The sequence below is a fragment of the Megasphaera sp. UBA4233 genome (assembly GCF_002395615.1).
Classification (GTDB): Bacteria; Bacillota; Negativicutes; order Veillonellales; family Megasphaeraceae; genus Megasphaera; species Megasphaera hexanoica.
Genome location: NZ_DGXL01000018.1, coordinates 14,134 through 40,658 on the forward strand (window position 1 = coordinate 14,134; position 26,525 = coordinate 40,658).

Below are 26,525 nucleotides of genomic sequence, written 5' to 3' on the forward strand. Positions count from 1 at the left end.
AGCCTGTCAGGGAGCGTATCCCTGGCGGCAGATCCTTCCGCACAGGATACGGGCAGAACTTATGATTATGTGAATAAATGGAGCGGAGATGCCACAGAAGGGAATCACATTACGGTAAAGCATCTTCAGGGCTGGAATCAGGATAAGGTGACGGTCGGAACGGATGCCACGAATCAGGTGATCATTGAAGACTACGGGGGAGGCAATGGCGGGGATGCTACGGTCCTCGGGAAAAACATTTCTTTTACGGATGGGTTCAACACGGGCGGTCTCATTACAGCCGGAAATGCCGTTACGGACAGTCTTTCGGCGGCAACCGTCAATGCCATGCAGCCATGGGGACAGAGTGCAGGGGGGACGGTGAATATGGATGGCAGGACTATCTCTATTACCGGCAGCCAGGGAATCAATGCTGCTAACGGCAGTACCATTAACCTGGGAACACAATATATGACCGGGGACCTTCATATCCAGTCTCTCGGCGTATCCGGCTCCAGTACAGTGAATATCGGTAACGCCAATGCCGGGGACATCACCATCGATGAATTCGGAGTAGGTGGGACCCAGGCTGCTTCCACGGGAGAAACACAATTGAATACCATCACTGTTTCCGGGAACAATCTGTCCATTGGAAATACTAAGGCTTCTGAATCCAATGCCCAGGTGACCTTCAACGCCCGGGGCAATGTGACTGCCAAAAACGGACTGGTCATGACCGGATCCTACCTTCCCAGCTCTGCTCCCTTTGCCTCCGTCACGGTGAATGCCGGAGGAAATGTGAAACTGGGGGAATATGGCCAGACTTCCAGTCCCTGGGACCGCAATGCTGCTCTGGCCGCTGTGGGGGGCCATGCCAGAATCGATGTGACTGCTGCCGGAAATGTGGATGCTTCCGGGGATTTCTCCGTGACCAGCGATGGCAGCGTCAAGGTGAAGGCCGCAAATATCTCTTCGGATGGGCTGCTCCATGCCACGGGGAAAGATGCCAGCCTGACCCTTATTGCAGAAAATCCAAATGGAAATAAGGGCGACATCAAAGCACAGGAACTTCAGGTAGACAACAGTGGAACCGCCTCTCTTACGGGGAAGACCATTACCCTGACTCCGGATGCGGATGGTAGTTACTTCCACCGGTCCCTTCACGTGACGGACTGTGACGTGAACATGGATGCCGATGAAATCAATCTGGCTTCTGGAATTCAGTTCAACGGGGCAGCGGAACTCAATCTGAAAGCAGCCAGCAAACTGACCATAGGAAATGCCCTGAATGAAGATTCCTATGATACCAGCGCCATCCGTCTTGCTTACGGTGGTAATGGAGAAAATGGCACAGGGAAACTTTATGCCGGTGGCAATGGAACCGATATAAAGGTCAATGGTTCCGTGGCCGTGACAGGGACCTCTGATCAGGATGAACTGGCCTGGTTCAACGGAAAGAATCTGGTCTTCAATGCTTCCAAGACACCTTCCTTCAGTGATAATCCCTACAGCGATTTGTATAATGCCGTGGCACTGGATTTTACGGATTCCCGGTTCTGGTCCGGCAATGATGACACTACGGAAACGACTACAGTAAACGGCCATATTCTCACCAACGGATCCAATGCCTTCGTACTACAGGGCAGCAAGGCCGTTACGGTAAATGGCCTGAAAGGAGATTTCGAAAATAATAAGAATGCCTTTTCCCTTACTGACCGGGGCAGTTCCTCCATTCAGATAGGCGATGAAGATACGGCCCAGACCACGGTGAACGGGGAAATTGTCACGGGCGTGGATACGGTCCTGTATGTAGGCGGTAAGAATGTCCTCCTCGATAATGCCGGTCATACGGCTCTCTATGCCAATGCCAGCAGTAAATCTGTGGAAATTGGCCGGACGACTCCTGAAGGAAGCACGTCCGATTCCATTGCCATAAAAGGGCGGCTGCTGATAAACGGCGTTTCCTGTATGGATGTGATGGGGAAGAACATCACCATCACAGACGGGGCGGCTCCCGACAGCGGGACCCTGGGTACCACGGTGAAGACCAATGAGGACGGCACTTCCACGGACCCGGACAGCAACACTCACGATGCTTTGGTAATCCAGAGTGCAGCGGATAATGCCCTGGTCATCGGGGAAGCTGATTCCAATGTCAGCATTGACGGCCGGCTGGTAGGCCTCGATGGAGGATATTCCGTGGATGGCGATATCATCCATATCTATGAAGGAACCAATAAAAATCAGAACCTGATCCTGACCACTGGTGGTGCTGTGAACCTGGGCCATGACGGGACAAGTCTGCTTCAGATTGACGGCGGCATCTGGGCATTGGGGGATAGCACCAATGCCGTGAATCTCCAGGGCCAGAACCTCCTCATCGACCCGGCCAGCGGCATGCGGGCTGTACAGGCCAATGCCATGCCCGTGACCATAGGAGACAATGCCACGGAAAATGCCGTGGTGAATGGAGAAATCTGGTCCGTTTCCCAAAAGGCTCCCATTACTCTCGATGCCAGCAGCTACGATCTTTCCGCCAACGGCAGCACCTATGCGGCCCGGTCTTCCGGAGGCGGCTCCGTTACTATCGGCCATGATGGCAGTACCGGGAGTATCGACGGAGTTCTGACAGCCGATGCTGGCAGTTCTCTGGAAGCGTACCTTCAGGGAAATGGGTCCCTGCTGGATGGAACCATAGAGGATGAAAATCTCGATTATGGCATCAGTTCTGATGCAGGGATTACCCTTCATCTCAACGACGGTGCCGTCTGGAATCTGGATGGCGATTCCAAAGTTACCAGACTTCAGGCCGATAAGGGGATTATCCATCTGAATCAGAATACAACTGACCAGAGCCTGTATACAGGGAATTTCGCCGGGGATGGAGCCACTGTCTATATGGGTCATGAAGGCAATACGACACAGAATGACCGTCTCTATGTCAAAGGCTCTCACACGGGGAAGACAGAACTGCAGCTCCATGCCGTGAACGGCATCTGGACTGATGGCGCTATCGGCTCTGTTCTGGCCAGTGTGGGCGATGAACAGGGAAGTTTTTATGTACCCGATACAGAGGACCGGCTGTTCTTTCACCGTACTCTCCTGGATACGCATGAAACGGGCCGGGGAGACGATGTGACGGACGGATATAACACCGACTGGTACATTAAAGGCTTTAAGAAACTGCCCACTGATGACCATGGTAAGTATACCCATACGGTGCGGGGCATCATGGGAGCCGATGGGATTAATTACCATATCTGGCGCACAGAACAGGACACACTCTTCCGCCGCATGGGTGACCTGCGTAAAGGAGAACCTGGGCAGGAAGGCATCTGGGCCCGGGTAAAAGGGACATCCATCCGCCGCAACGGACAGTTCCCCTTTGAAGACCGGTATACGACCTATGAAGTAGGCTATGACCAGCTGGCAGGCCACAGCGATACACAGGATCACTATCAGGGAATCGGCTTTGGCTATACGGAAGGCAGGGGGTCTTATTTTGGCAGTCGCAGCGATACGAACAGCTACGCTCTGGGATGGTATGATACGCGGATCCGCAAAGACGGGACCTATCTCGATCTGGCCTTGCGTCTGCACCGGCTGACCAATAAACTGATTGCCCATGATGGCATCAGCGGCCACGGCGATAATACGGGCCTTTCCTTTGGAGCAGAATACGGATACAAAAAAAAGCTGGGACATGGCTGGTTCGTCGAACCCCAGGTACAAGGCACTCTTGGCTGGCTGAGCGAGGCATCATGGTCTATGGGAAATGGTGTAACCGTCGATGAACAGGATATCCGCAGCGCCGTCGGCCGGGCCGGACTCCGGGCCGGATACGAAAGCAGCAGGGCCCAGGTTTTCTTCAAGGCTAACTGGTACCATGAATTCGGCGGTTCTGGACAGGTACACCTCAGCGATGATGAAGGGGATTTGTTCCTGAACCGGGATTACGGCGACACGTGGTTTGAATACGGTCTGGGTGCATCGGCACAGATCGGAACGGCGACCCAATTCTATGCGGACGTAGAACGGAGCAGTGGCGGCCAGTTCCATAAAGACTGGTCTTGGGATGCCGGCATCCGCTGGAATTTCTGATAAGATGGCTTAATAGATACTAAATGTGTTTCAGGCATACGGGTAGACAATATCCGTATGCCTGTTTTGGTATAGGTTAACACTATGTCCGGCCTTTATTAAAAGAAAAATTGTTGATATACTGGTTGTTGTAATTATGACAGGCATTTTCACTATATTTTATTAGTTTTGAACAGAGAGGAGAGTTTATGACTATACAACTGAATAAAACACTCATAGCGGCTGCCATCATGGCCAGTATCAGCAGCGGACTGCTGTCGCCCGCCCAAGCAGCGGAGCGCCCTGCAGAAAGCTATACCTGGATGCACCGGGAGTCGTCATCATCGACGGTAACAGTGGAAGAGACCCATGAAAAAAGCAGTCGCACGATCACCCATTCCGATGTAAGTATACATACGCCATCTGCTTCGGGCACAGGGGCTGTCCTTTTTCCCTATATAGCGAAAAATAAACTGCCTGCTCCTGTGCAGTCTTTACGGGAAAACATACGCAATGAATACAGCCTCAATTATGAACAGGGCGTTCTGGCCCGCTATAAAGAAAATGGAAAATGGGGCCTGTTAGGAACGGATGGTACGGTTTTACTGCCAGCGTCGTATAAGAAGTTATCTTATGCCGGGCAGGGCGTTTTTTTATCGGTAAAAGGGAATAAAACAGCTTATATTGATAAGACGGGGACTGCCGTGGCCTTGCCAGTATCAGAAAATGAAAGCGGTGGGCCCGTATTTTTTCAGGAAAAAGGCCGGTATGGTATCCGTGACGCCAATGGTATCGTGGTGTCTGAGCCGGTATATAAGGAAATTCTGACACCTTTTAGCGAAGGCATTGCCTTTGTACGGGATGAAAATGGCCGTAAGATTGCCATTGACCGCTCCGGTAAGGAACTATTTGCCGTGCCCTATGACAGGATATTCCCGTATCATGACGGACTAGCAGAATACCAGCGTAAAATCAATCATTTTAACTGGGGACTCCTGGCAGGAGCGCTCGTCGGCTCAGACGTAAACCGTGGTTATTATGGTGGCGAAATAGAACCGCTGACCTATGACGGCGTGAAACGGGGATATATTGACCGGACCGGCCGGATAGTTATCGACAGCCGGTTAGATGAAGTTTATCCTATGACAGCCTGGGGGACATTTGTCAAAGATAAGGGACTGCTGGCTTTTATTGGCAGAGATGGAAAGTATATTATTGAACCGGGCCGGTACGAAGTAGGGCCAGGAATGATGGATGACTGGAATGGCATGGTGTCATTAAAAGATAAAGAATCAGGTGGACTAGGCGTATTCAGCCTGTCTGATGGACGACAAATCCTTCCTTTCCAATACGAAAAGGTTGATTTTTTAGGGGCTGACCGTATGTTTCTGAAGCGGGGGAATCAGTGTTTCCTGGTAAACCAGGAAACAGGTCAGGTAGTTCACTACTGGCAGGAAACGGTGAAAATCGTGCCGTATCTGGCGGAGCCCTATGCCTGGTGTCAGATAGGTAAGAAGTACGAAATTATTGATGCGGAAGGGAAGACGGTATATACGGCTCCTGAAGGGGGAATAAAGGTCGTTTCGTCCTTCCGCCATGGTGTCAGTGCCGTCAAGTCAGGTGATGTCTGGGGCATCCTGAACAGTAAAGGAGAATGGCTGATCCGGCCGCAGTATAAAGAAATAGAAATTTTATAAGGTCATATATAAATAGCAGGGGCTGCCTTTTTAAGACAGCCCCTGCTGATTGTCAGGATGAAAATTATTTATCAGTGTCTTTTTTCGTTTCATAATGACGGGGAAAGATAGCCGTTACCGTCGTTCCTTTATGGAGCTCACTGGTCAGTTCCAGACGGGCATTGTTTCCCTTGGCAATGTATTTAGCGATAGAAAGGCCCAGACCGGAACCTCCCGTTTCTTTGGTACGAGAGGAATCAACCCGGTAGAATCGTTCAAAGACCCGTTCCAGATCTTTTTTGGGAATTCCGATACCCGTATCCTGGACTTTAAAACATACCTGCTTTTCATCGGCTTCGCAGGATAAATAGATATAGCCGCCGGACGGTGTATATTTTATGGCGTTGTCGATAAAGATACGGAGCATCTGCTTGACACTGCCCGGTTCGGCGTAGATGGAAGCCTTATCGTTGCGGCCGAGGAGAATTTCCCGCTCTTCGGCAATGAGCAGAACGCCGTTATACACTTCTTCCAGTAATTCCGATGCGTCGATGACCATGAAATGTGCTTCCAGGGTACCTGTCGTCGAACGGGCAAAAAACAGGAGCCGTTCAATGAGCTGACGCATATATTCCGTTTCAGACTGGATAGCCTGAATGCTTTCATCGAGGACTTTCGGGTCTTCTTTTCCCCAGCGGTCCAGGAGATTGATATAGCCGCTGATGACGGTAAGGGGAGTGCGAAGCTCATGTGATGCATTGCTGATGAATTGCTGCTGCTGCTTGTATCCGTATTCAATGCGGTCCAGCGCCTGGTTGATAGATTGGGCCAGGTTATGGATTTCGATGCCGTTTTCCGCTTCTTTCGGAATGACGATACGCTGGCTCAGTTTGTGGACTTCAATACTTTTCAACGTTTCATTGATCAGCTTCAGGGGAGCCAGGGACTTGCGCATGAGATACATACCGGAAAAGATGGTCAGAATCAGACTGACAAGCACGGAAGCGACGAGCTGCTTGGATAATAAGGATATAAAAGCATTTTCCTTGTCGGGCACGCGGGAAAAGCGGAGATAGTACAGTTTATTGTCGGCACTGTACCATTTTTTATAATAGGCATAGGAACTCGTTTCGTTTCCCTGAATGGATTCGGGAAGGGGTATTTCGTTATTGCTCCGGACTGTATCATCAATGTACCGGTCACTCAGATTTTTGATGGTATGAGCCGGTCCGTTATCCAGAATCAACCGGCCGGCAGCATCATATACCTGGAGATTGACAAACGGCTGAAGGTTGGACCGGGTAAAGACTGAAGAGTCAATCTGTCCGCTCTTATCGAGATATTCCATAGCCGACTGGGCGCTGGAGTATAAATCCCGTTCAATGGAACGCCCCATGATAAAATGCACACTCGTGACGGTGATGACCGACACGATGAGCAGGATGATGAAGACGATAAACGAATAGAGGAGTACCATTTTTGCAAAAAGCGGCAGTGTAAATAGCGGCAGCCGGTGTATTTTTTCTTTAATCTTTTGCCACATAACCTACCCCACGTACGGTATGAATATATTTTTTGCTGTCTGTCTGCCCTATTTTACCGCGGATATACCGGATATAGACATCGACGACGTTGGTGTCACCGGCATAGTCATACCCCCAGACTTCTTCCAGTATTTTTTCCCGCGTCAGGACGATGTTTTTGTTGCGCAGGAGATACGTGAGCAGTTCAAATTCCTTTTTCGTCAATAGTAGTTTGCGGCCGGCAACTTCCACCTCATGGCGATCCAGATACAGAGTCATATCCTGGAGATGGAGGAAGTTTTCTGACGATTTGTCTGTGTTTCGGTCGCGGAGCAGGACGCGGATGCGGGCTAGTAGTTCTTTACTGTTGAAAGGTTTGGTCAGATAATCATTACCACCCATGTCGAGGCCGGCGACTTTGGTTTCCACATCGTCTTTGGCTGACAGGAACATGATGGGGACATTGGAGATTTCCCGCGTACGCTGACACAGTGTCAGACCGTCTACATCGGGCAGCATGATATCTAGCAGGATGAGGTCGAAATGGTTCTGGCCGATGCGTTCCATGGCCTTGGTGCCATTATATTCGATATCACACTCATATCCTTCATGCTCCAGCTCCATCTGGATGAAGCGGGCGATTTGTTTTTCATCTTCAACGATTAATATATGAGATCTTCCGCTCATTCTATCAGCTCCTTTCAGGCGAACATCTCTGCTTTCTATATTATACATTACATATGCCGCTTTTTGTACTATAATTTGACATTAACTCATATATAGAATGTTTACAATTAGAATAGGAAATAAAAAAAGTAAAATTTAATCTAATTTTAATCTTATTTTCATTTACTTTTAAAAAATACTTGGTATTATATACATGTAGAAAGAATCTACGACTTGTTGAAGATATAAGTTGTTCATATACCCCTCGAACACCCCTATCTTATATCTTTGACCATAAAGTATCGTCTTCCCCCGATGATGCTTTACCAGAAGAGAACCGGCTCCCCTCGCCGGTTCTTTTTCTACATATGAGCGAAATAAGCAGAAAAAATTTTTAAATGCCTGCCAGGCTTAATCTGTCCGAAATGGCAGGAAACTGCACTGTTACGGTCTTGATTGACATTTTAAATCATTCGTGTAATAATGGACGAGATGAAGGGAGTTACTCCCTGCTCATAATTTTCTGGAGGTGAAAAACATGCATGTAATTTCTGATGAATGCGTAAAATGCGGTTCCTGCGCAGGCGCTTGCCCGACCGGTGCTATCGAAGAAGGCGAAACGAAGTACGTTGTTACTGACGCTTGCATCGACTGCGGTTCTTGCGAATCCGTATGTCCGACCGGTGCTATCTCCGCTGAATAAGCCGATAGCTCGTTTAAAAGACCGCCGCGCCCATGTGCGGCGGTCTTTTTCTGTACGGGGGAGGAGCGAAGCCGGAAAGCCGCTTCTTGCTAGCGGGACATTTCTATGATAGGATAATGTCGGTCAGATTTTATATATTGCCTGCAGTTTTGCGGCAGGAGGGTGTTTGTGTACGTTTTTGCTATTGCACTGCTGGTAACCCTGTTAGATCAGGGCAGCAAAGTATGGATCCGTCAGTGCATGGAACTTCACGAATCGATTCCGGTTCTGCCGGGATTTTTTCATATTACGTATATATTGAATAAAGGGGCAGCTTTTGGCATTTTAGAAAATCAGCGCTGGGTTTTTCTCGCTATTGCCCTGTTGTTATTTGTGCTGTATGGCCTGTTCCGGAAAAAACTGCCTCAAAACGGCTGGGTGTATACAGGCGCCGGCCTGCTGTTGGGCGGTGCCCTGGGAAATGCCCTGGACCGGTTTTTACGGGGGGCAGTCACTGATTTCTTTGATTTCCGTATCTGGCCTGTCTTTAATGTGGCAGATATAGGTATCGTTGCCGGAGTGGCTTTGTTATTGTGGTATTGCTGGACTCATCATTCAGATTGACGGAGGAACTCATGGAAACACGGTTGTTGGAAGCATCGGCTGCTGATGCGGGTAAGCGGTTTGATGCCTATTTGTCGAAAGAACTTTCTCTTTCCCGCAGCTTTTCCCGCCAGCTCATTGAAGACGGAGACGGGACCGTCAATGGTCGGCCGGTCAAACCGAATTACCGCCTCTGTCCCGGTGACGCCATAGCAGTGCGGCTGGTCGTTCAGGAAGAACTGAAAGCAGAGCCGCAGGATATTCCCCTCGATATTCTTTACGAAGATTCCCATATCATCGTCGTCAATAAAGCCCGGGGCATGGTTGTGCATCCGGCAGCGGGCAATCCGGATGGGACGCTGGTCAATGCGCTCCTGTTCCATTGCAAAGGGGAATTATCCGGTATTAACGGCGTCATCCGGCCGGGTATCGTACACCGGCTGGATAAGGACACGTCTGGTGTCATGGTAGCGGCCAAGACGGATGAAGCACATCGTGGACTGGCAGAGCAAATCAAAGCTCATACGGCACACCGGACATACTGGGCACTCGTTCATGGCAATATCGTAGAAGAACGGGGGACTATCGATGCGCCTATCGGGCGTCATCCCAAAGACCGGATTAAGATGGCCGTAATCGTTAAAGGCGGCCGGGAAGCGGTGACCCATTTCCGGGTATTGAAACGGTTTGGAGATTATACATGGGTAGAATGCAAATTGGAAACGGGGCGGACTCATCAGATCCGTGTCCACATGGCATATATCCATCATCCCGTAGTCAATGACCCGTTGTATGGATTTAAAAAAGACCATTTTCCCATTGAAGGGCAGGCACTGCATTCTCATTGTCTGGATCTGGTTCATCCGGTTACGGGAGAGACTATGCATTTTGAAGCACCGGCACCGGCTGATTTTATGGCCTGCCTGCAGCAGGCGGAACGTCGTTAAAGTGAGGGAATATCCATGTGGAAGGTAAAGACGATTTTAATGGACGAAAAGGCTATGAGCCGGGCCATCCGCCGCATAGCTCATGAAATCATTGAACGCAATAAGGGCCTGGATAATATGCTCCTCGTCGGAATCCATACGCGGGGCGTTCCGCTGGCCAAGCGGCTGGCGGTGGAACTGGCTGCTATTGAAGGAATTCCCGTTCCCGTCTATGATCTTGATATTTCCGCGTACCGGGATGATCACCGCAAGAACAGTATCAATACGGTCAGCAGCGGACAGAACCGGTTCGATGCCGATGGCAGGACGATTGTCCTCGTCGATGATGTCCTGTTTACAGGTCGGACCGTGCGTTCGGCCCTTAACGCCATCATGGAACTGGGGCGGCCCCGTTTTATCGAACTGGCGGTCCTGGTGGACCGGGGACACAGGGAACTTCCTATCCGGGCTGATTATGTAGGGAAAAATGTTCCTACGTCGCGTCATGAAGATATTTCGGTGCAGTTATCAGAGGTCGATGGCTGCAATCAGGTGGTATTGCGGGAAGAAGTGCGCAGCTGAGTCTGCGCCTTTTTTGACGACATGTCCTTGACCTGAAGTGAACTCCATGGCGTATGATAAAGGCCATAGCGGAGGGGCGATGCCTCTGTCGTCAGAAGGAGGAATGACTCATGATACGCAGTATACTAAAAGGGATAGCCGGCCTGGCAGCTGTCCTTATCGTACTCGCCACTGCAGCCGGTGCCTATGCGGGCAATCTGGCATATAATGAATTCCGTGAAGCCCCCTGGGACCAGATTCTGGGAATACGGAATAATTCACGGCATGTAGCGCCCATACGCGTCCTGGAGAAAGAACGGCAATGGGAAGCTGTCCGTGTCAATGCCCCGGATGGGACCATTTTACGGGGAACCTACATTGCCAGCACCAGTCATTCTCATAAAACGGTTATCCTTCTCCATGGCCTGTATCAGAACCGTTCCATGTGTCTTGGGTATGTTCCCATATATCAGAACCTGGGATATAATGTCCTGCTCATTGACCAGCGGGGCCATGGAGAAAGTGAAGGAGCCCATACCGATTGGGGGTTGTCCGAACCGGAGGATATGGAAATGTGGATGCAGTGGCTCCGCAGAAAAGATCCTCAGGCTGTCATCGGCCTGCACGGCATTTCCCTGGGGGCGGCTATGGCGTTGTTGTATGCCGGCAGTGACCGTCAGCAGCAGGTGGCTTTTGTCATTGCCGACAGTTCCTATGGAAATATCATTTCTATGGGCAGAGAAAAGCTGATGGACTGGACAGGAGATAAAAACCTCGTACTCGGTTATGATCTGCTCGACCCTTTTTTCCAGGCAGCGATGCTCGTTCATACACATAAGCTCGTCTCTTCCATCGAACCGGCCCATGCCGTGCACTTTATAAAAGTACCGGTCCTGTTCCTTCATGGCAGTGCCGATACGCTGGTACCGGTCAAAACGGCGCAGAGCCTGTACGACCAGTGTGGCAGCGGACATAAATATCTTCATGTGTTTCGTGATTCGCCCCATGCGGCCGCTATTGAAACAGACCGCCGGGAATATGTGCGGACCGTGACAGATTTTTTGGAAGAAAATGTGTGACTGACTGGCAGAAAAGACGTGGCCAGTGTCCTATGAACAGTATGGTATATATTTTCTTTTTGTCTTGACGGTCGGCGGGGGCTCTGGTATCATAGAGTCAGATTTTTGCATACTACATATGGTATGCAAATTACCAATAAATGACAATATATCGGATTTTTGCGGCGTTCTATGGAGGAATCGTTATGGATGAAAAAGAATGGCTTGGCGCGGACAATCAGCTTGGCCTCGACATCTGGAAAAATAAGTACTGTAATAATGGGGAAAATTTTGATCACTGGCTGGATCGCGTCAGTGGGCATGATGCGGAAGTGGCAGAATTGCTGCAGCAGCAGAAATTCCTGTTCGGCGGGCGCATCCTGGCCAACAGGGGGTTGGAATACGAAGGGAAAAAAATCACCCTGTCCAACTGTTATGTCATGATGCCGCCAGAGGACAATATTGAAAGCATTTTTGACCGGGCAGGCAAACTGGCCCGGACTTACAGCTATGGCGGCGGCTGTGGCATCGATATTTCCAGTCTCAGTCCGAAAGGCGCGCGCATCAATAACGCAGCGAAGGAAACGAGCGGTTCCATCTCCTTTATGACCCTGTATTCGCTGGTTACGGAACTGATTGGACAGAATGGCCGCCGTGGCGCCCTCATGATTTCGATTGACTGCAGCCATCCCGATGTCATTGATTTCATCAAATTGAAAACCGATTTGAATAAAGTGACCAAAGCCAATATATCCGTCCGTCTGAGCGATGAATTTATGCAGGCCGTAAAAGAACATAAGACGTTCCGCCTTCATTTTACGCGTCAGGAAACGGGGCAGACTATCGAAACGATGGTCCAGGCCGCCGATGTCTTTCACTTGCTGGCAGAAACGAACTGGGACTATGCAGAACCGGGGGCTCTTTTCTGGGACCGCATCCGGAACTGGAACCTGCTGGCCAATACGAAGGAATTTTCTTTTTCCGGTGTCAATCCCTGTGCGGAAGAACCGCTGCCGGCGGGCGGATCCTGTCTCTTGGGCAGTATGAATCTGGCTCAGTTTGTCCAGCACCCGTTTACGCCCGATGCGGCGTTTGACTTTACGGAATTCAAACGGTGTGTCACTATTGCCGTCCGGGCCCTCAATGACGTGCTGGAAGAAGGACTGCCCCTGCATCCCCTTCAGGAACAGCGCGACAGTGTACAGCAGTGGCGCCAGATTGGTCTGGGAATCATGGGCTTGGGCGACATGCTGATTAAGATGGGTCTGACTTATGGCAGTCCCGAAGCCGTGGCATTTTGCCATGAAATAGGCTTTGCCATGGCTGATACGGCTATTGCTGCCTCGGCACAGCTTGCCAGCGAGCGGGGCGCATACGATATGTGTCATGTGGAAGAAATCATGAATACGCCTTATTTCCAGGCCAACACGACAGAAGAAACGGCGGCACTGGTCCGCCAGTACGGACTGCGCAATTCCCAGCTCCTGACTATTGCCCCTACGGGAACGCTTTCGACGATGCTGGGGATTTCTGGTGGCATCGAACCGATTTACGCTAATTATTATGAACGGAAAACGGAATCGCTCCACGGTTCAGATGTGTATTATAAAGTCTATACGCCTATTGTAGAAGCTTATATGAAAGAACATCATCTGACCGATGATGGACAGCTTCCGGATTATTTTGTCACGGCGCTGACTCTTCCCTATCAGGAACGGATTGCCATGCAGGCGGCCTGGCAGGAACATATCGATGCGTCTATCAGTTCTACCGTCAATGTGCCCAACAGCTTTACAGTAGAAGATACAGAACGCCTGTACCTGCTGGCCTATGAAAGCGGCTGTAAAGGCGTGACGATTTTCCGTGATGGCTGTAAACGGGCCGGCATCCTTACGACTCACGTCGATGAAAAAACAGTGCCCGTTGCCGGAGACGGATTAGGACGTGGTGAAATCGTCGCTATCGATGATGATGTCATCGGCAAGAAGCGCAAACTGGTTACGGGCTGCGGCAGTCTCCATTGTATTGCGTTTTTTGATACGGAAACAGGCGCTTTGCTAGAAACGTATCTCAGCAAAGGATCGACAGGCGGTTGCAATAATTTCATGATTGGCCTGTCCCGCATGATTTCTATCAGTGCCCGGGCAGGGATTGATATTTATACTATCATTGACCAGCTCAATTCGACGGGGAACTGCCCGAGCTATTCGGTCCGCCGTTCTACCCGGGGCGATACGAGCAAGGGATCCTGCTGCCCCATGGCAGTAGGCAATGCCCTCCTTGATATGTACAATGAGGTACAGAATGAGCTTCATGCCGGCAATGAAAAGCCGAAGAAGGTAAAACCGGTTAAACCGCGGGCGCGGGACAAGGTACGGGCCGAAAATATTTTCTGCCCCCAGTGCGGTGAACCCCTGGTCTTCGAAGGGGGCTGCAATACGTGCAAAAACTGTGGCTGGAGTAAGTGCTATTGATGATGCTTCCCAATAGCCGGCATCAGACTCTGGGCTGTGAGTTTAAAGAAGAAAACACCAGCCAGGAGACCGGTGTGATGCATACGTTGGGGAAGTGCATGTTTAGATGAAAAATGTCTTGACAGGCAGGGCGTTTGTGTTTATAATGGACTCAATTTCACAGAGGCGATGATAGAGAAGCAAACTGTACAGGCTTTCAGAGAGCTGCCGGATGGTGTGAGGCAGCAGACTGGCAGGGCGTTCCGCTCTGGAGCTGCAAATGACGAATTTGACGGGTCCGCCCGGTACAGCGGTCAGAGTTGGCCGTATGGCAAGTTGGGTGGCAACGCGGGATTCAGACTCCCGTCCCTTGAGTGGGACGGGAGTTTTTGTTTTCCAGCCGGCGGCAAATTGGGTGGTACCGCGAGAAAGGAGAAGCTCGTCCCAAAGAGAGAGCTTCTCCTTTTATGTCTTTTTCCATTGCCGTAAGGAGTGATTATTTTGGAACGAGTGTACAATTTTAATGCCGGGCCTTCGGCCATGCCGCTGGATGTATTGAAAGAAGTCCAGGCAGAATTTCTCGATTTTAACCATACGGGTATGAGTATTGTAGAAATCAGTCACCGCAGTGCGGCATATCAGGATATGCAGGATGATACCATAGCTGTCCTGAAACGGCTGATGCATATTCCTGAAGGGTATCATGTCATTTTTATGCAGGGCGGCGGCAGCATGCAGTTTCTCATGCATGGTGCTAACTTCCTGAAGACGCGGGGAGGATATCTGAATACGGGCGTCTGGTCAGATAAAGCGATGAAAGCGGCATCGTATTACGGAGAAGTCTATGAAGTCGCTTCCAGCAAGGAAGACCATTTTTCCTATATTCCCGATGAAAGCACCTTTACGGTAAAAGATGGGACGGACTACGTCTATATGACCAGCAATAACACGATTCACGGCACGGAATGGAAGACCTTTCCTCACGTGGATGTGCCGCTGATCTGCGATATGTCCAGTGATTTTCTCTCACGCCCCGTAGATGTAAGCCAATTCGATTATATCTATGCGGGCGTACAGAAAAATGTCGGCCCGGCAGGCGTGGTCGTCGGCATCATAAAAGATGACATGCTGCAGAAAGCACGGGAAAATCTGCCGGCCATGCTTTCGTATCGCACGTTTGTAGAACACGACTCGACGTATAATACGCCGCCTGTATTTTGTATTTATTTTGTCAACCGTGTGTTGCACTGGATTGAAAATCAGGGTGGACTGCAGGCCATACAGAAACGCAATGAAAAAAAAGCGGCCATTGTCTATGATGCAATCGATCGTAGCCAGGGCTTTTATACAGGGCATGCAACGAAAGATTCGCGCAGTCTTATGAATGTTACGTTCAATCTAGGCAATGCAGATCTGGAAAAAGAATTCGTTGCTGCCGGGGCCAGGCAGAATCTCATAGGTATCAAGGGTCACCGGTCGTTGGGGGGCTGCCGGGCTTCGATTTACAATGCCGTCACGGAAGAAGCCTGCCAGGCACTGGCTGATTTCATGGATGAATTCAGAAAACAACATTAACTATATTGGGGTTATGGTATCAGACCAAGGAGGGTATATACAATGAAAATTCTCGTAAGCGATGACGTATCGGAAAAAGGGGTAGAACTGCTCCGTCAGCATGGGTATGAAGTGGATGTCAAAACGAATCTCGATGAACAGGGACTGATCGACTGCATCGGTGAATACGATGGCATGGTGACACGGTCTATGACGCACGTTACGGCAAAGGTCATTGCCGCCGGCAAGAAACTGAAAGTCATCGGCCGGGCCGGTGTCGGTGTTGACAGTATTGATATCAAGGCGGCAACTGCCCGGGGCATCATCGTCGTCAATGCGCCGACGGCCAATACGATTGCCGCAACGGAACACACCTGTGCCATGATTATGGCGATTACCCGTCATATTCCGCAGGCACATAATTCGCTTATGGCTGGCGAATGGGACCGGGAACGGTTTACGGGTATCCAGCTTCAGAATAAGACCATCGGCATCATCGGCGTCGGCCGTATCGGCTCGCGTATTGCCAAGCGGATGCAGGCCATGGAAATGCACACCATCGGATATGACCCGTATATTCCGGACGAACGGTTTGAACAGCTCGGCGTGGAACCGGTCGATCTTGATACGCTGCTCAAACGTTCCGATTATATTACGATGCATACTCCGCTGACGAAAGAAACACGGGGCATGATCGGCGCAGAAGAAATCGCCAAGATGAAAGACGGCGTGCGGGTCATCAATGTGTCCCGTGGGGCCGTGCTGGATATCAATGCCCTGGCCGATGCCATCAAGAGCGGTCATGTAGCCGGCGCTGCTATCGATGTATTTCCGACGGAACCGCTTACAGAAGATATCAATCCCTTCAAGGGATTGGACAACGTGGTCATCACGCCGCATCTTGGTGCTTCGACAGTAGAAGCGCAGATCGGTGTTTCTGTAGACGTGGCGGAAGGAGTCATTGCCGCTCTCAATGGAGAACCGGTACCGACGGCAGTCAATATGGCGCCACTGCCTAAAAATGTATATCTCACCATCCAGCCGTATTTCGACCTTATGGAACGCATGGGCATTATCGGCGTCTATCTGTCCGAAGGGCCTATGAAAGAAATCCGGGTGGAATATTCGGGCGAACTGGCCAAGACGGAAACAGGCCTTTTGACGACAGCGGTTCTCAAAGGAGCATTGAACCCGATTCTGCAGGAATCGGTCAATTTTGTCAATGCTCCTGATGTAGCACGGACGCGTCATATTTCGGTCAAAGAAATTAAGACACAGGACAAGGGATATTTTACAGATTCCGTCACCGTTACTATCAAGACGAATAAGGGGGAACATTCGCTGGTTGGGACGTTATTCAATCATCAGGAAGCGAAAATCGTGCAGATTGATGAATATCGCCTGGATTTCACGCCCGAAGGATACCTGCTCCTGGCGCCTCACATCGATCAGCCGAATATGATCGGGCAGATTTCTACTATTCTGGGACAGGCTCATATCAATATTACGGGGATGCAGCTGGCCAAGATGACCAAAGAAGGAACGAATATTATGGCTATTGCCGTGCAGGATGATATCCCTAATGATATTATGCTGAAATTGCGCGGCATTGAAGGAATTCTGGACATGAAACTCATTCATGTCGATACCCACTAAGGAGGGCACTCATGATACGCATTATACTTGTACGCCATGGAGAAACGGAATGGAATATAGAAGGGCGCTATCAGGGGCAGGAAGATACCCATCTCAGTCCGCGGGGATTAGAGCAGGGACACATGCTGGCCGAAGGACTGCGCCATATTCCCATCGACCTGTGTATTTCCAGTCCGTTGGAACGGTCTTATCAGACCTGTTCTTTCTGTGCTGAACTTCATCATCTCCCCGTTGCCAAAGATGACCGGCTGCTGGAAATCAATCACGGAGACTGGGAAGGCCGGCTGGCTGATGAAATCGAAGCCCAGTATCCCGAAGCATTCCATCTCTGGCACACACAGCCGGAAAAAGTGACCATGCCGGGTGCTGGCGGCGAAAATCTGGACGATGTACGGCGCCGCGCCCGCAGTGCCTTCGACGACTATGCCCGGAAATACGACGGCAAAACGGTTCTCGTCGCAGCCCATGATGCCGTCAATAAGGCCATCATCTGTGACCTTCTCGGTCTCGATATGAGTCATTTCTGGCAAATCAAACAGGATAATACATGCATCAATGTCCTGGAATACCAGAATGGCGTATGGCGTCTCGTGTTGCTCAATTCCACGAATCATATGGGGTATCTGTACAGCGGTATTGAACAAAAAGGACTTTAACGTGTATAATGAATAGGATGACTATACAGGAAGGAAGAAGATTACCATGTTAGATACGAAATTTATCCGTGAACATGCGGAAGAAGTTAAGGAAAACATCAAGAACCGTCATACGAAAGCGGCCGATGTCGATGCCTTTGTCGTTCTGGACGGACAGCGCCGTGATCTGCTGCAGCGCGTCGAAGCCATGAAGAATGAACGCAATACGGTCACGAAGGAAATCAGCCAGCTGAAACGGAATAAGGAAAATGCTGACGATAAAATCGCCGCTATGAAAAAACTCGGTGATGATATCGATGCTCTCGATAAAGAGGTAAAGAAAGTGGAAGCTGATATGCTTTCCATTCAGCTCATGATACCGAACATGTGCCATCCCTCTGTTCCCGTCGGCAAGGATGACAGTGAAAATCCGGAAGTCCGCAAATGGGGACAGCTGCCGACCTTTGATTTCCAGCCGCTCAATCACTGGGATGTAGGGGAAAACCTGGGCATCCTCGATTCGGAACGAGCTGCCAAAGTTACAGGCGCGCGTTTCTACTATTATATCGGTGCCGGTGCACGATTGGAACGGGCCGTCTATAATTTCATGCTGGACCAGCATACACAGAAAGACGGCTATACAGAAGTCATCCCGCCGTATATCGTAAATCGTGAATCCATGACGGGTACAGGCCAGTTGCCGAAATTCTATGAAGATATGTACCGCCTGAATGTAGAAGGGGAAGAAATGTACATGATCCCAACGGCCGAAGTTCCCCTGACCAACTATTACCGCGGCGAAATCATCGATGGGGCCAAGCTGCCTGTATATTTCACGGCACTGACGCCGTGTTTCCGTGCCGAAGCTGGTTCTGCCGGTCGTGATACGCGGGGCCTCATCCGCCAGCATCAGTTCCATAAAGTTGAAATGGTTAAGTATACGACACCGGAAACAAGTTATGATGAATTGGAAAAACTGACCAATAACGCAGAAGATATCCTGAAAGCACTGGGTCTGCCCTATCATGTCGTTACATTGTGTACCGGCGATATCGGTTTCTCCGCTGCCAAGACTTACGACGTGGAAGTGTGGTTCCCGGCCCAGGGCAAATACCGCGAAATTTCTTCCTGCTCTAATACGGAAGATTTCCAGGCACGGCGCGCCAACATCCGCTTCCGCCGTTCGCCAAAAGCAAAACCGGAATACGTCCATACTCTGAATGGTTCCGGCCTGGCCGTAGGCCGTACAGTTGCAGCTATTCTGGAAAACTATCAGCAGGCCGATGGCTCTGTTGTCGTTCCGGAAGTGCTTCGCCCATACATGCATTGTGATGTCATCACTAAGCAGAAATAATTTCAAAAGACGGCCGGTGGCCGGGCTCTGATGCCGTGACCGGAAACTGCCTCATGAAGCAGCCTGTGCTTCATGAGGCAGTTTTTTTCGTCGTGACGCTTACTTTCAACGTCACGGGCCGGCAGGAATTTTCCCGATATTTGTCGAATTATTTATTATAATATAAAAACGTGTGCTGTGTATTTGGATACAGTGATTTCTTCGCATAGGAGGGATGAGGGATGGATAGAGTATTGACACTGGAATTAGTACGGGCTACGGAAGAAGCAGCCGTGCGGGCCGGACGTATGATGGGAATTGGCGATGGCGGGGCAGCTCATCACCTGGCAGTGGCGGGGATGCATCAGGAACTGACTGCTGCGCCGGTTAATGGCCACGTCGTCATTGGTGAAGGATATATGGCCGACGGGCAGGTGTTGTTTGACGGAGAAGAAATCGGCAGGGGAACGGTTCCTGTTGACATCGCCGTAGCGTCACTGGACGGACAGCGGCTGGTCGCGCAGGGACAGCCAGGTGCCGTATCCGTACTGGCCATGGCCGGCCGGGGAGATATTCTGCGCGTTCCCGATATGTATATGGAAAAAATCTGTGTCGGCCCGCGTGCCCTGGGTCGTATCGATCTGAATCAGTCCGTACAGGAAAATCTGCGCCATATTGCCGAAGGTCTGGAACGGAGCATTGACGATGTGACCGTAGCTATCCTCGACCGGCAGCGCCATCAGGACCTGATTCGTGAATGCCGGATTGCCGGGGCCCGCATCCGCCTGATTCATGATGGTGATGTGACAGCAGCGGCTGATGCGGCTATTGAAGGCTCGGGTACGCATGTACTGATGGGTATTGGCGGTGCCCGTGAAGGCGTGCTGGCTGCGGCGGCTCTGCGCTGCCTGGGCGGCGATATGCAGGCCCGTCTCATACCGTATACGGAACGGGAGCGGCAGAAGGGAGAAGAGCTGGGAATCCATGATTTCAAGCGGATCCTGACGCTATCGGATCTGGTGCGGGGAGATGACTGTTTCTTTGCCGCTACGGCAGTAACGCCTACGCCGCTTATGCAGGGCGTGCGGTATTTTGGGGGTGGCGCCCGCACGATGTCAGTCGTCATGCGTTACAAGACAGGTACCATCCGCTTCATTGATACGGTACACCGGCTCAACGCTTCTTCCCACTGGAGTGTAAGAAAGTAGTACAGAAATAGAAAAATGACAATCCCCGTGCTATAGGATAGAGCAGTTATATCTGATCAGCTCAGGTGTCAGACTGTCTTAATCAAAGGCAGCCGGCCTGAGCTGATGTGCTGCAGGAGACAGGTATATACGATAAAGACAGGTTTTATAAACAGTCTGCATATCCCCCCTTTCAGATTTATTCCTTTTATGATACAATATTTTGATAGTGAATCAACTAAAAATAGATGGCCTGCCCGGCTGTCACGTCTATATACTTGCAATCTGTTTAGGAGGCACCAGAATTGGAGAAACTTGTTATTCATGGTGGAAAACCCTTAGAAGGGACTGTTCGCGTCAGCGGAGCTAAAAATGCTGTGCTGCCTATTATTGTCGCATCCATGCTGGGGACGACACAAAGTGTACTTACAGAAATACCGAAACTCGACGATGTTCATACGGTTTGTGAAGTTATTACTTCATTGGGCGTACACATAGACCAGTCCCAGGCGGGTACGCTGGTCATCGATGCCAGTCATCTGACTTCCACATCGGCTCCGTACGACCTCGTGCGGCGCATGCGCGCTTCGTTCCTCGTCATGGGACCACTGCTGGCACGCAAAGGACATGCTAAAATTTCTCTGCCCGGGGGCTGTTCCATCGGCGCCCGGCCGATTGACCTGCATCTGAAGGCCTTTGAAGCCATGGGGGCAGTCATTAACCTGGAAAATGGGGATATCGAAGCCAGTGTGGAAAATGGCCTGAAGGGGGCCCAGATCTATCTGGATTTCCCCAGTGTCGGTGCGACAGAAAACGTCTTAATGGCGGCATCCCTGGCCGAAGGCCGTACGGTACTGGAAAATGCGGCTGAAGAACCGGAAATCGTCGATCTGGCTACCTATCTGAACAGTATGGGAGCCAATATCCGCGGCGCCGGCACCAATGTCATCCGTATCGAAGGGGTAAAAGAATTGCACGGGGCAAATCATTCGGTTATTCCCGACCGCATTGAAGCGGGCACGTTTATGGTAGGGGCCGCTATGACCGGCGGCAATGTATATGTGGAAAATGCGCTGTCGGAACATCTTAAGCCTCTCGTAGCCAAGCTGAAAGAAGTAGGGGCCACGGTCGAAGAAGATATAGACGGCATCCGCGTCATTGGCCATAAACCGTTGCGGCCGGCCGATATCAAGACACTGCCGTATCCGGGATTTCCTACGGATATGCAGGCCCAGTTCATGGCACTTACGACTATTTGCCAGGGAACAAGTGTCATTACGGAAACGGTATTTGAAAACCGCTTTATGCATGTCGATGAATTCAAGCGCATGGGAGCCAAAATCCGCATAGAAGGCCGCAGTGCCATCGTCGAAGGCGTCCCGCATCTCAAAGGGGCTGATGTCAATGCGACGGATCTGCGCGCCGGTGCAGCACTGGTATTGGCTGGCCTGGTAGCAGAAGGGGAAACAAAAGTCGGATATTTATATCATATAGACCGGGGGTATGATAACCTGGTCCAGAAGTTACAAAGGTTAGGTGCAGACATTGTTCGGGTCAATATTGACTAAAAAAAAGAAGCGAAAAAAAGGAACGCCGGCTAAAGCGGGTCATTCATCCCATTCTTTTTTCCTGGCAAACTGGTTTGGCAGTGATATTGCCATTGATCTGGGTACGACCAATATCATTGTATACGTCAGGAAAAAAGGTATTGTCGTCAATGAACCGGCTGTCATTGCCCTTGATACGAATAGTCATCGTGTCGTAGCTATTGGCAAAGAAGCGCAGGCCATGCTGGGGCGGACACCAAAGCATATTCAGGCGTATCACCCCCTCAGCCGGGGCGTCATTGCTGATTACGATGCGACCGAATACATGCTGCGGTATTTTATCCGCAGAGCTATTGGCAAATCCTTGTTTTTTAAACCGCGGATCATTATCTGTGTTCCTTCAGGAGCGACTAATGTAGAAAAAAGAGCCGTTATCGAAGCGGCTATGCAGGCCGGTGCTCGTAAAACCGTCGTCATGGAAGAACCGCTGGCCGCTGCTATCGGGGCCGGACTGGATGTAGCCAGTTCCAATGGATCCATGGTGGTCGATATGGGCGGCGGCACGACCGACGTGGCTGTACTCAGTCTGAGCGGAATCGTTATCAGCGAATCTCTGCGTATTGGCAGCAATACTTTTGATGAAGCCATTATCCGCTATCTTGAAAAAATCAAGCATATTACCATCGGCCAGCATACGGCAGAAGAGCTGAAAATCCTCATCGGTACAGCTCTGCCGGACGGGCGGCAGCTGACTGCCGATGTGCGGGGACGCAGTACAGAAACGGGGCTCCCGGCCATGGTCGATATCGATTCCCAGGAAATACGGAAAGCACTGTCAGAACCGATTGAATCCATATTGCGTGCTATTGTCACCATCCTGGAAAAAACGCCTCCCGAACTGGCCGCCGATATTGCCGACCATGGCATCGTCCTCACCGGAGGCGGTCTCCTGCTGGATGGCATGGACCGGCTGATTTCCCAGACTACGGGCATGGCAGCGTTTCTCTGTGATGATCCGTTATTGTGCGTAGCAAACGGGGCTGGAAAATCGCTGAATGAAATGAGCCGCCTGAAAGATAGCTTTGATGATTTATAAAGGAGTGAGTGTCATGTTACTGAAGAAAAAAGTACTGCTTCCCCTGTGCATTATGAGTACACTAATGGCAGCACCTGTACTGGCTGCAGATATTCCTTATACGGCCGTTATCGGAGGTACCGTGGCCAGTGTCGTTTCTGTGGGAACTGATGTCCGTGAAGGCGATGTCCTCCTGACCGTTGATTCCCTGGCTGGTCCCATGGCGGCTGCCCGGGCAGATAGCAGCGGCACCGTCAAGGAAGTAAAAGTCAAAACGGGCGGGACAGTAGCCCCGGGTACGGTCGTCGTTGTAGTAGAAGAAAAATAAGAAGGAGATTATGAAACGATTACGTAAATTACGGCACCTGGCGGGAAAAGCCTGTTTGGCGGTTCTCTGTTGTGCCGTTTCCTTTTCTGTATATGCAGAACAATTTATGCCTGTCAGTGATGTCCGGCCGGGGATGACGGGATATGCCAAGACCGTAGCCAGAGGTACGCAAATCGAAACATTTCCTGTGGAAATCCTGGGTGTCATGAAAAACAGCGGTCCTTCCGGAGACCTGATCCTGGCTCGCTTTTCCGGTCCGCTCATCGAACAGACCGGCGGTATCGCCCAGGGAATGAGCGGCAGCCCCGTGTACGTCGATGGCAGACTGCTGGGGGCAGTTGCATATGGCTGGTCTTTTACCAATTCCAAAGTGGGTATGATCACCCCGATAGAAGATATGGTCAAGCTCTGGAATGTGCCCGTGCGGGAAGAAATCCGGCCATTTAACGCCCGGGAATCGTCATTGATTCCCGTCAATACACCACTTATGGCCAGCGGATTCGATACGGCATCGATGGACTGGATGAAGAATAAACTGCCCCAGTACCAGTTTATGCCCGTCGATACGGCTACGGCGGCAGAAGACAGCCAGGCGATGCCCCTGGAAGCGGGAAGTTCCGTGGCGGCTGCGTTCGTCAATGGCGATATGAAACTCGGTGCTATCGGGACGGTTACCTATGTCGATAAAGATCATATCGTCGCCTTTGGTCATCCCTTCCTGAAAAAGGGCAGTATTAATTATTTCATGCATAATGCCTATATTTTTACGATTGTCAATAATATGGCCAGTTCGTTCAAGCTTGGATCGGTAGGAGCGGAAATCGGACGGATTGACCAAGACCGCGGTGCCGGCATCGCCGGGAATTACCGACTGGCACCGGGAATCCCCGTCGTCATTCACGTACGTGACCTTGACACGGCGGCAGCCAACTTGAAACGGGTCAAAATCGTAGAAGATAATGAACTGACACCGGTCCTGGCCGCGACGACCGTGTATAATACGGCCAATAAGACCATAGATCGTATGGGCGGCGGTACGGTGACCCTGAATTATACAATCCGGTCATCCAATGGCCGGGACAAGGATATTACCCGGCACAATATGTACTATTCGGAAGATAATATCAATGAAAAGAGTATTGATGAATTATATAATGTCCTCGACATTTTAAAGCATAACGAATTCATCGATTATCCCATTCTGGATATTACGGTCAATGCCGATTACTCCCAGGCGCGTAAGCAGGCACGGATCATTGATGCCACGGCAGCACCGGTAGTGGACAGCCCGGGTGATACGATTTATTTTAAAATTACTCTTCATCCCTACCGGGGGGCTGATGAAGTCAAAACCATGACTTTTACCGTTCCCAAGGACCAGCCGTATGGCGATATGGTGCTGGAAGTACGTGGCGGTGGCGTTATCCCCCTGCCCTATCTGATTGAAAAACAGCGCTATAATCTGACCGATGAAATTATTGATCGGCTGCGTCATTATAAAGATTTTGCTGATCTGAAAAAGGCTATAGAAAAGGAAGATGCCAATAATGATCTGGTCATTGAAATCCTTGATCAGAACGTCAGCATGATCGATGATGACAGCAAGAAGACGGCCAAAGTCAAACTGCAGGCCAAAGAACCCCGGGAAAATCCGAAAGATGTGCTTCAGCCCAAGAAAAAAGGACTACATGAAGACAACGACGAGGACAAGAAATCGTCGCTGCCAACACCGTATATCGTAAAAGGCGACGGCCAGATTACCATCAAAATCGTCAGTCCGGAAAAACGGGATAAATTCCTGGCCGGTCATCACACATTGCGTTCCGGCAAGGCTGTCATGAGTGCCGAAACGGAAGATGCTGCCCAGACAGCGGAGCACAGTGATAAGACGGTAGAACAGGATAAGGGGAATAATCAGGATAAAGATAAGTCATCCGGAGAAGATAAGAAAAGCATTTTCCTTTCCCGATGAACAGAAAAGCAGCTGTACTGTGTATAAGACATGCAGCTGCTTTTCTTGTTCATTCAGCGTAATAAAAATGATATTTGAACACGTTCAACCTTGATATTTGATGCATAACATGGTATTATCATATTTGTAGAAAACTGAAAAGGAAATCTGAGTTTTCTCACAGTTTTCTAACAATTGGCAGCCCGCGTGTAGCAGGCTCCCCACATTAATGGTATAGTAACAATACGTACGCTGACTGAAAAAGAGGAGGTGCGCCTGTGCAGGGAATATTAGAACGGATAGGATCGTTTACACTGCATATTTTTGAAAAAGTAGGCGTGCTGTCCCTCTTATTCCTGGAAACGCTGCGTCAGCTGCCTAAAATACAACGGAAGCTTACGATTGCCCAGATGGCTCATCTCGGTGTCAATTCTCTGCCAATTGTCAGCCTGACTTTGCTGTTTGCCGGCATGGTCATGACTTTGCAGATTGTCGATATCCTGTTGCGCTATGGTGCCCAGTCTACATTGGGGGGCATTATGTCTGTCGCTATGGGCCGCGAACTGGGGCCGATTCTGACCGGCGTTGTCGTAGCCGGCCGTGTAGGGGCAGCCATGACAGCCGAACTGGGAACCATGAAAGTTACGGAGCAGATTGATGCCCTGCGGTGCATGGCCGTCAATCCCGTTGCTTATCTGGTCGTACCCCGCTTTGCCGCCTGTATCACTATGGTACCGCTGCTGGCCTTTTATGGGTATATCATCGGCACGGCCGGTGGATATGCTGTCGCGATTCTCAGCGCCGGCCTGACACATTTTACGTATATGAACTCCATTGAAATGTTTACGGAAGTATCCGATGTTGTCTATGGTCTTATTAAAGCCATGTTCTTTGGAGGCATCATCGCCCTTGTGGCTTGTCATGAAGGCATGACGGCCAAAAGCGGGGCAGAAGGAGTCGGACAGGCGACGACGCGTTCGGTCGTTACATCGATTATTTTTATTTTTATCTGCAATTATCTGCTGTCTATTATTTTGTATTAGGAGTCTGGC

The 26,525-nt window shown here is 50.4% G+C and carries 20 protein-coding genes; 18 read left to right on the forward strand and 2 right to left on the reverse strand.

The genetic code is table 11. The features are described 5' to 3' along the window. Positions 1 to 69 precede the first annotated feature (69 nt). Together B2U90_RS04695 and B2U90_RS04700 are read left to right on the forward strand one after the other, a co-directional pair. On the forward strand, positions 70 to 4,080 hold the full coding sequence (locus B2U90_RS04695; protein WP_292017228.1) for an autotransporter outer membrane beta-barrel domain-containing protein: 4,011 nt from the start codon (positions 70 to 72) through the stop codon (positions 4,078 to 4,080). A gap of 188 nt (positions 4,081 to 4,268) precedes the next feature. Further along, the gene (locus tag B2U90_RS04700; RefSeq protein WP_292017229.1) at positions 4,269 to 5,756 is read left to right on the forward strand and encodes a WG repeat-containing protein; all 1,488 of its coding nucleotides are present in this window, start codon (positions 4,269 to 4,271) and stop codon (positions 5,754 to 5,756) included. Positions 5,757 to 5,820: 64 nt separating this feature from the next. Here B2U90_RS04700 and B2U90_RS04705 read toward each other — a convergent pair whose 3' ends face one another. Beyond that, positions 5,821 to 7,278: a sensor histidine kinase gene (locus B2U90_RS04705; protein WP_059075520.1), complete on the reverse strand. Its 1,458-nt coding sequence runs from the start codon at positions 7,276 to 7,278 to the stop codon at positions 5,821 to 5,823. Beyond that, on the reverse strand, positions 7,262 to 7,945 hold the full coding sequence (locus tag B2U90_RS04710) for a response regulator transcription factor (protein WP_059075521.1): 684 nt from the start codon (positions 7,943 to 7,945) through the stop codon (positions 7,262 to 7,264). Before B2U90_RS04710 ends, B2U90_RS04705 begins: the two co-directional genes overlap by 17 nt. Before the next feature lie 517 nt (positions 7,946 to 8,462). Here B2U90_RS04710 and B2U90_RS04715 point away from each other — a divergent pair. The 16 genes from B2U90_RS04715 (at position 8,463) to B2U90_RS04790 (ending at position 26,516) form a co-directional block, all read left to right on the forward strand. Then, the gene (locus B2U90_RS04715; protein ID WP_059075522.1) at positions 8,463 to 8,627 is read left to right on the forward strand and encodes a DUF362 domain-containing protein; all 165 of its coding nucleotides are present in this window, start codon (positions 8,463 to 8,465) and stop codon (positions 8,625 to 8,627) included. A 168-nt stretch (positions 8,628 to 8,795) separates the two neighbouring features. Beyond that, positions 8,796 to 9,230, forward strand: a complete 435-nt coding sequence (gene lspA, locus B2U90_RS04720; RefSeq protein ID WP_075581475.1) for a signal peptidase II — start codon at positions 8,796 to 8,798, stop codon at positions 9,228 to 9,230. An 11-nt stretch (positions 9,231 to 9,241) separates the two neighbouring features. Beyond that, positions 9,242 to 10,156 (forward strand): RluA family pseudouridine synthase, encoded by a 915-nt coding sequence (locus tag B2U90_RS04725; protein WP_059075524.1) that lies wholly within the window; start codon positions 9,242 to 9,244, stop codon positions 10,154 to 10,156. A 15-nt stretch (positions 10,157 to 10,171) separates the two neighbouring features. Beyond that, positions 10,172 to 10,717 (forward strand): bifunctional pyr operon transcriptional regulator/uracil phosphoribosyltransferase PyrR, encoded by a 546-nt coding sequence (gene pyrR, locus B2U90_RS04730; protein ID WP_059075525.1) that lies wholly within the window; start codon positions 10,172 to 10,174, stop codon positions 10,715 to 10,717. 110 nt (positions 10,718 to 10,827) lie between these two features. Then, complete coding sequence (locus tag B2U90_RS04735) at positions 10,828 to 11,775, forward strand: alpha/beta hydrolase (RefSeq protein WP_075581473.1); 948 nt, start codon at positions 10,828 to 10,830, stop codon at positions 11,773 to 11,775. Between the two features lie 185 nt (positions 11,776 to 11,960). Beyond that, positions 11,961 to 14,228 (forward strand): adenosylcobalamin-dependent ribonucleoside-diphosphate reductase, encoded by a 2,268-nt coding sequence (locus B2U90_RS04740; RefSeq protein ID WP_059075527.1) that lies wholly within the window; start codon positions 11,961 to 11,963, stop codon positions 14,226 to 14,228. A 480-nt stretch (positions 14,229 to 14,708) separates the two neighbouring features. Beyond that, entirely contained in the window at positions 14,709 to 15,782 is a 1,074-nt protein-coding gene (gene serC, locus B2U90_RS04745; protein WP_257536604.1) for a 3-phosphoserine/phosphohydroxythreonine transaminase, read from the forward strand. A 42-nt stretch (positions 15,783 to 15,824) separates the two neighbouring features. After that, positions 15,825 to 17,417 carry a phosphoglycerate dehydrogenase gene (gene serA / locus B2U90_RS04750; protein WP_059075529.1) on the forward strand — a complete coding sequence of 531 codons (1,593 nt, stop codon included), beginning with the start codon at positions 15,825 to 15,827 and terminating at the stop codon, positions 17,415 to 17,417. Between the two features lie 11 nt (positions 17,418 to 17,428). Continuing rightward, positions 17,429 to 18,073 carry a histidine phosphatase family protein gene (locus tag B2U90_RS04755; protein WP_059075530.1) on the forward strand — a complete coding sequence of 215 codons (645 nt, stop codon included), beginning with the start codon at positions 17,429 to 17,431 and terminating at the stop codon, positions 18,071 to 18,073. A 46-nt stretch (positions 18,074 to 18,119) separates the two neighbouring features. After that, positions 18,120 to 19,406 (forward strand): serine--tRNA ligase, encoded by a 1,287-nt coding sequence (gene serS / locus B2U90_RS04760; RefSeq protein ID WP_059075531.1) that lies wholly within the window; start codon positions 18,120 to 18,122, stop codon positions 19,404 to 19,406. Positions 19,407 to 19,627: 221 nt separating this feature from the next. Then, on the forward strand, positions 19,628 to 20,593 hold the full coding sequence (glpX, locus tag B2U90_RS04765) for a class II fructose-bisphosphatase (protein WP_075581469.1): 966 nt from the start codon (positions 19,628 to 19,630) through the stop codon (positions 20,591 to 20,593). Positions 20,594 to 20,877: 284 nt separating this feature from the next. Then, positions 20,878 to 22,140, forward strand: a complete 1,263-nt coding sequence (gene murA, locus B2U90_RS04770) for a UDP-N-acetylglucosamine 1-carboxyvinyltransferase (RefSeq protein WP_059075533.1) — start codon at positions 20,878 to 20,880, stop codon at positions 22,138 to 22,140. Beyond that, positions 22,133 to 23,215 (forward strand): rod shape-determining protein, encoded by a 1,083-nt coding sequence (locus B2U90_RS04775; RefSeq protein ID WP_369814255.1) that lies wholly within the window; start codon positions 22,133 to 22,135, stop codon positions 23,213 to 23,215. Before murA ends, B2U90_RS04775 begins: the two co-directional genes overlap by 8 nt. Positions 23,216 to 23,228: 13 nt before the next feature. Next, on the forward strand, positions 23,229 to 23,522 hold the full coding sequence (locus tag B2U90_RS04780) for a biotin/lipoyl-containing protein (protein WP_059075534.1): 294 nt from the start codon (positions 23,229 to 23,231) through the stop codon (positions 23,520 to 23,522). A gap of 10 nt (positions 23,523 to 23,532) precedes the next feature. After that, complete coding sequence (locus B2U90_RS04785; protein WP_292017230.1) at positions 23,533 to 25,494, forward strand: SpoIVB peptidase S55 domain-containing protein; 1,962 nt, start codon at positions 23,533 to 23,535, stop codon at positions 25,492 to 25,494. A gap of 257 nt (positions 25,495 to 25,751) precedes the next feature. Then, the gene (locus B2U90_RS04790) at positions 25,752 to 26,516 is read left to right on the forward strand and encodes an MlaE family ABC transporter permease (protein ID WP_075581467.1); all 765 of its coding nucleotides are present in this window, start codon (positions 25,752 to 25,754) and stop codon (positions 26,514 to 26,516) included. Positions 26,517 to 26,525: the final 9 nt, after the last annotated feature.

Excerpts from the sequence above, each read along its gene's own strand:
- B2U90_RS04700 (WP_292017229.1), top strand. The coding sequence starts at position 4,269 with ATGACTATACAACTGAATAAAACACTCATAGCGGCTGCCATCATGGCC.
- B2U90_RS04705 (WP_059075520.1), bottom strand. The coding sequence starts at position 7,278 with ATGTGGCAAAAGATTAAAGAAAAAATACACCGGCTGCCGCTATTTACA.
- B2U90_RS04710 (WP_059075521.1), bottom strand. The coding sequence starts at position 7,945 with ATGAGCGGAAGATCTCATATATTAATCGTTGAAGATGAAAAACAAATC.
- B2U90_RS04715 (WP_059075522.1), top strand. The coding sequence starts at position 8,463 with ATGCATGTAATTTCTGATGAATGCGTAAAATGCGGTTCCTGCGCAGGC.
- B2U90_RS04725 (WP_059075524.1), top strand. The coding sequence starts at position 9,242 with ATGGAAACACGGTTGTTGGAAGCATCGGCTGCTGATGCGGGTAAGCGG.
- pyrR (WP_059075525.1), top strand. The coding sequence starts at position 10,172 with ATGTGGAAGGTAAAGACGATTTTAATGGACGAAAAGGCTATGAGCCGG.
- B2U90_RS04735 (WP_075581473.1), top strand. The coding sequence starts at position 10,828 with ATGATACGCAGTATACTAAAAGGGATAGCCGGCCTGGCAGCTGTCCTT.
- B2U90_RS04740 (WP_059075527.1), top strand. The coding sequence starts at position 11,961 with ATGGATGAAAAAGAATGGCTTGGCGCGGACAATCAGCTTGGCCTCGAC.
- serA (WP_059075529.1), top strand. The coding sequence starts at position 15,825 with ATGAAAATTCTCGTAAGCGATGACGTATCGGAAAAAGGGGTAGAACTG.
- B2U90_RS04755 (WP_059075530.1), top strand. The coding sequence starts at position 17,429 with ATGATACGCATTATACTTGTACGCCATGGAGAAACGGAATGGAATATA.
- serS (WP_059075531.1), top strand. The coding sequence starts at position 18,120 with ATGTTAGATACGAAATTTATCCGTGAACATGCGGAAGAAGTTAAGGAA.
- glpX (WP_075581469.1), top strand. The coding sequence starts at position 19,628 with ATGGATAGAGTATTGACACTGGAATTAGTACGGGCTACGGAAGAAGCA.
- B2U90_RS04780 (WP_059075534.1), top strand. The coding sequence starts at position 23,229 with ATGTTACTGAAGAAAAAAGTACTGCTTCCCCTGTGCATTATGAGTACA.
- B2U90_RS04785 (WP_292017230.1), top strand. The coding sequence starts at position 23,533 with ATGAAACGATTACGTAAATTACGGCACCTGGCGGGAAAAGCCTGTTTG.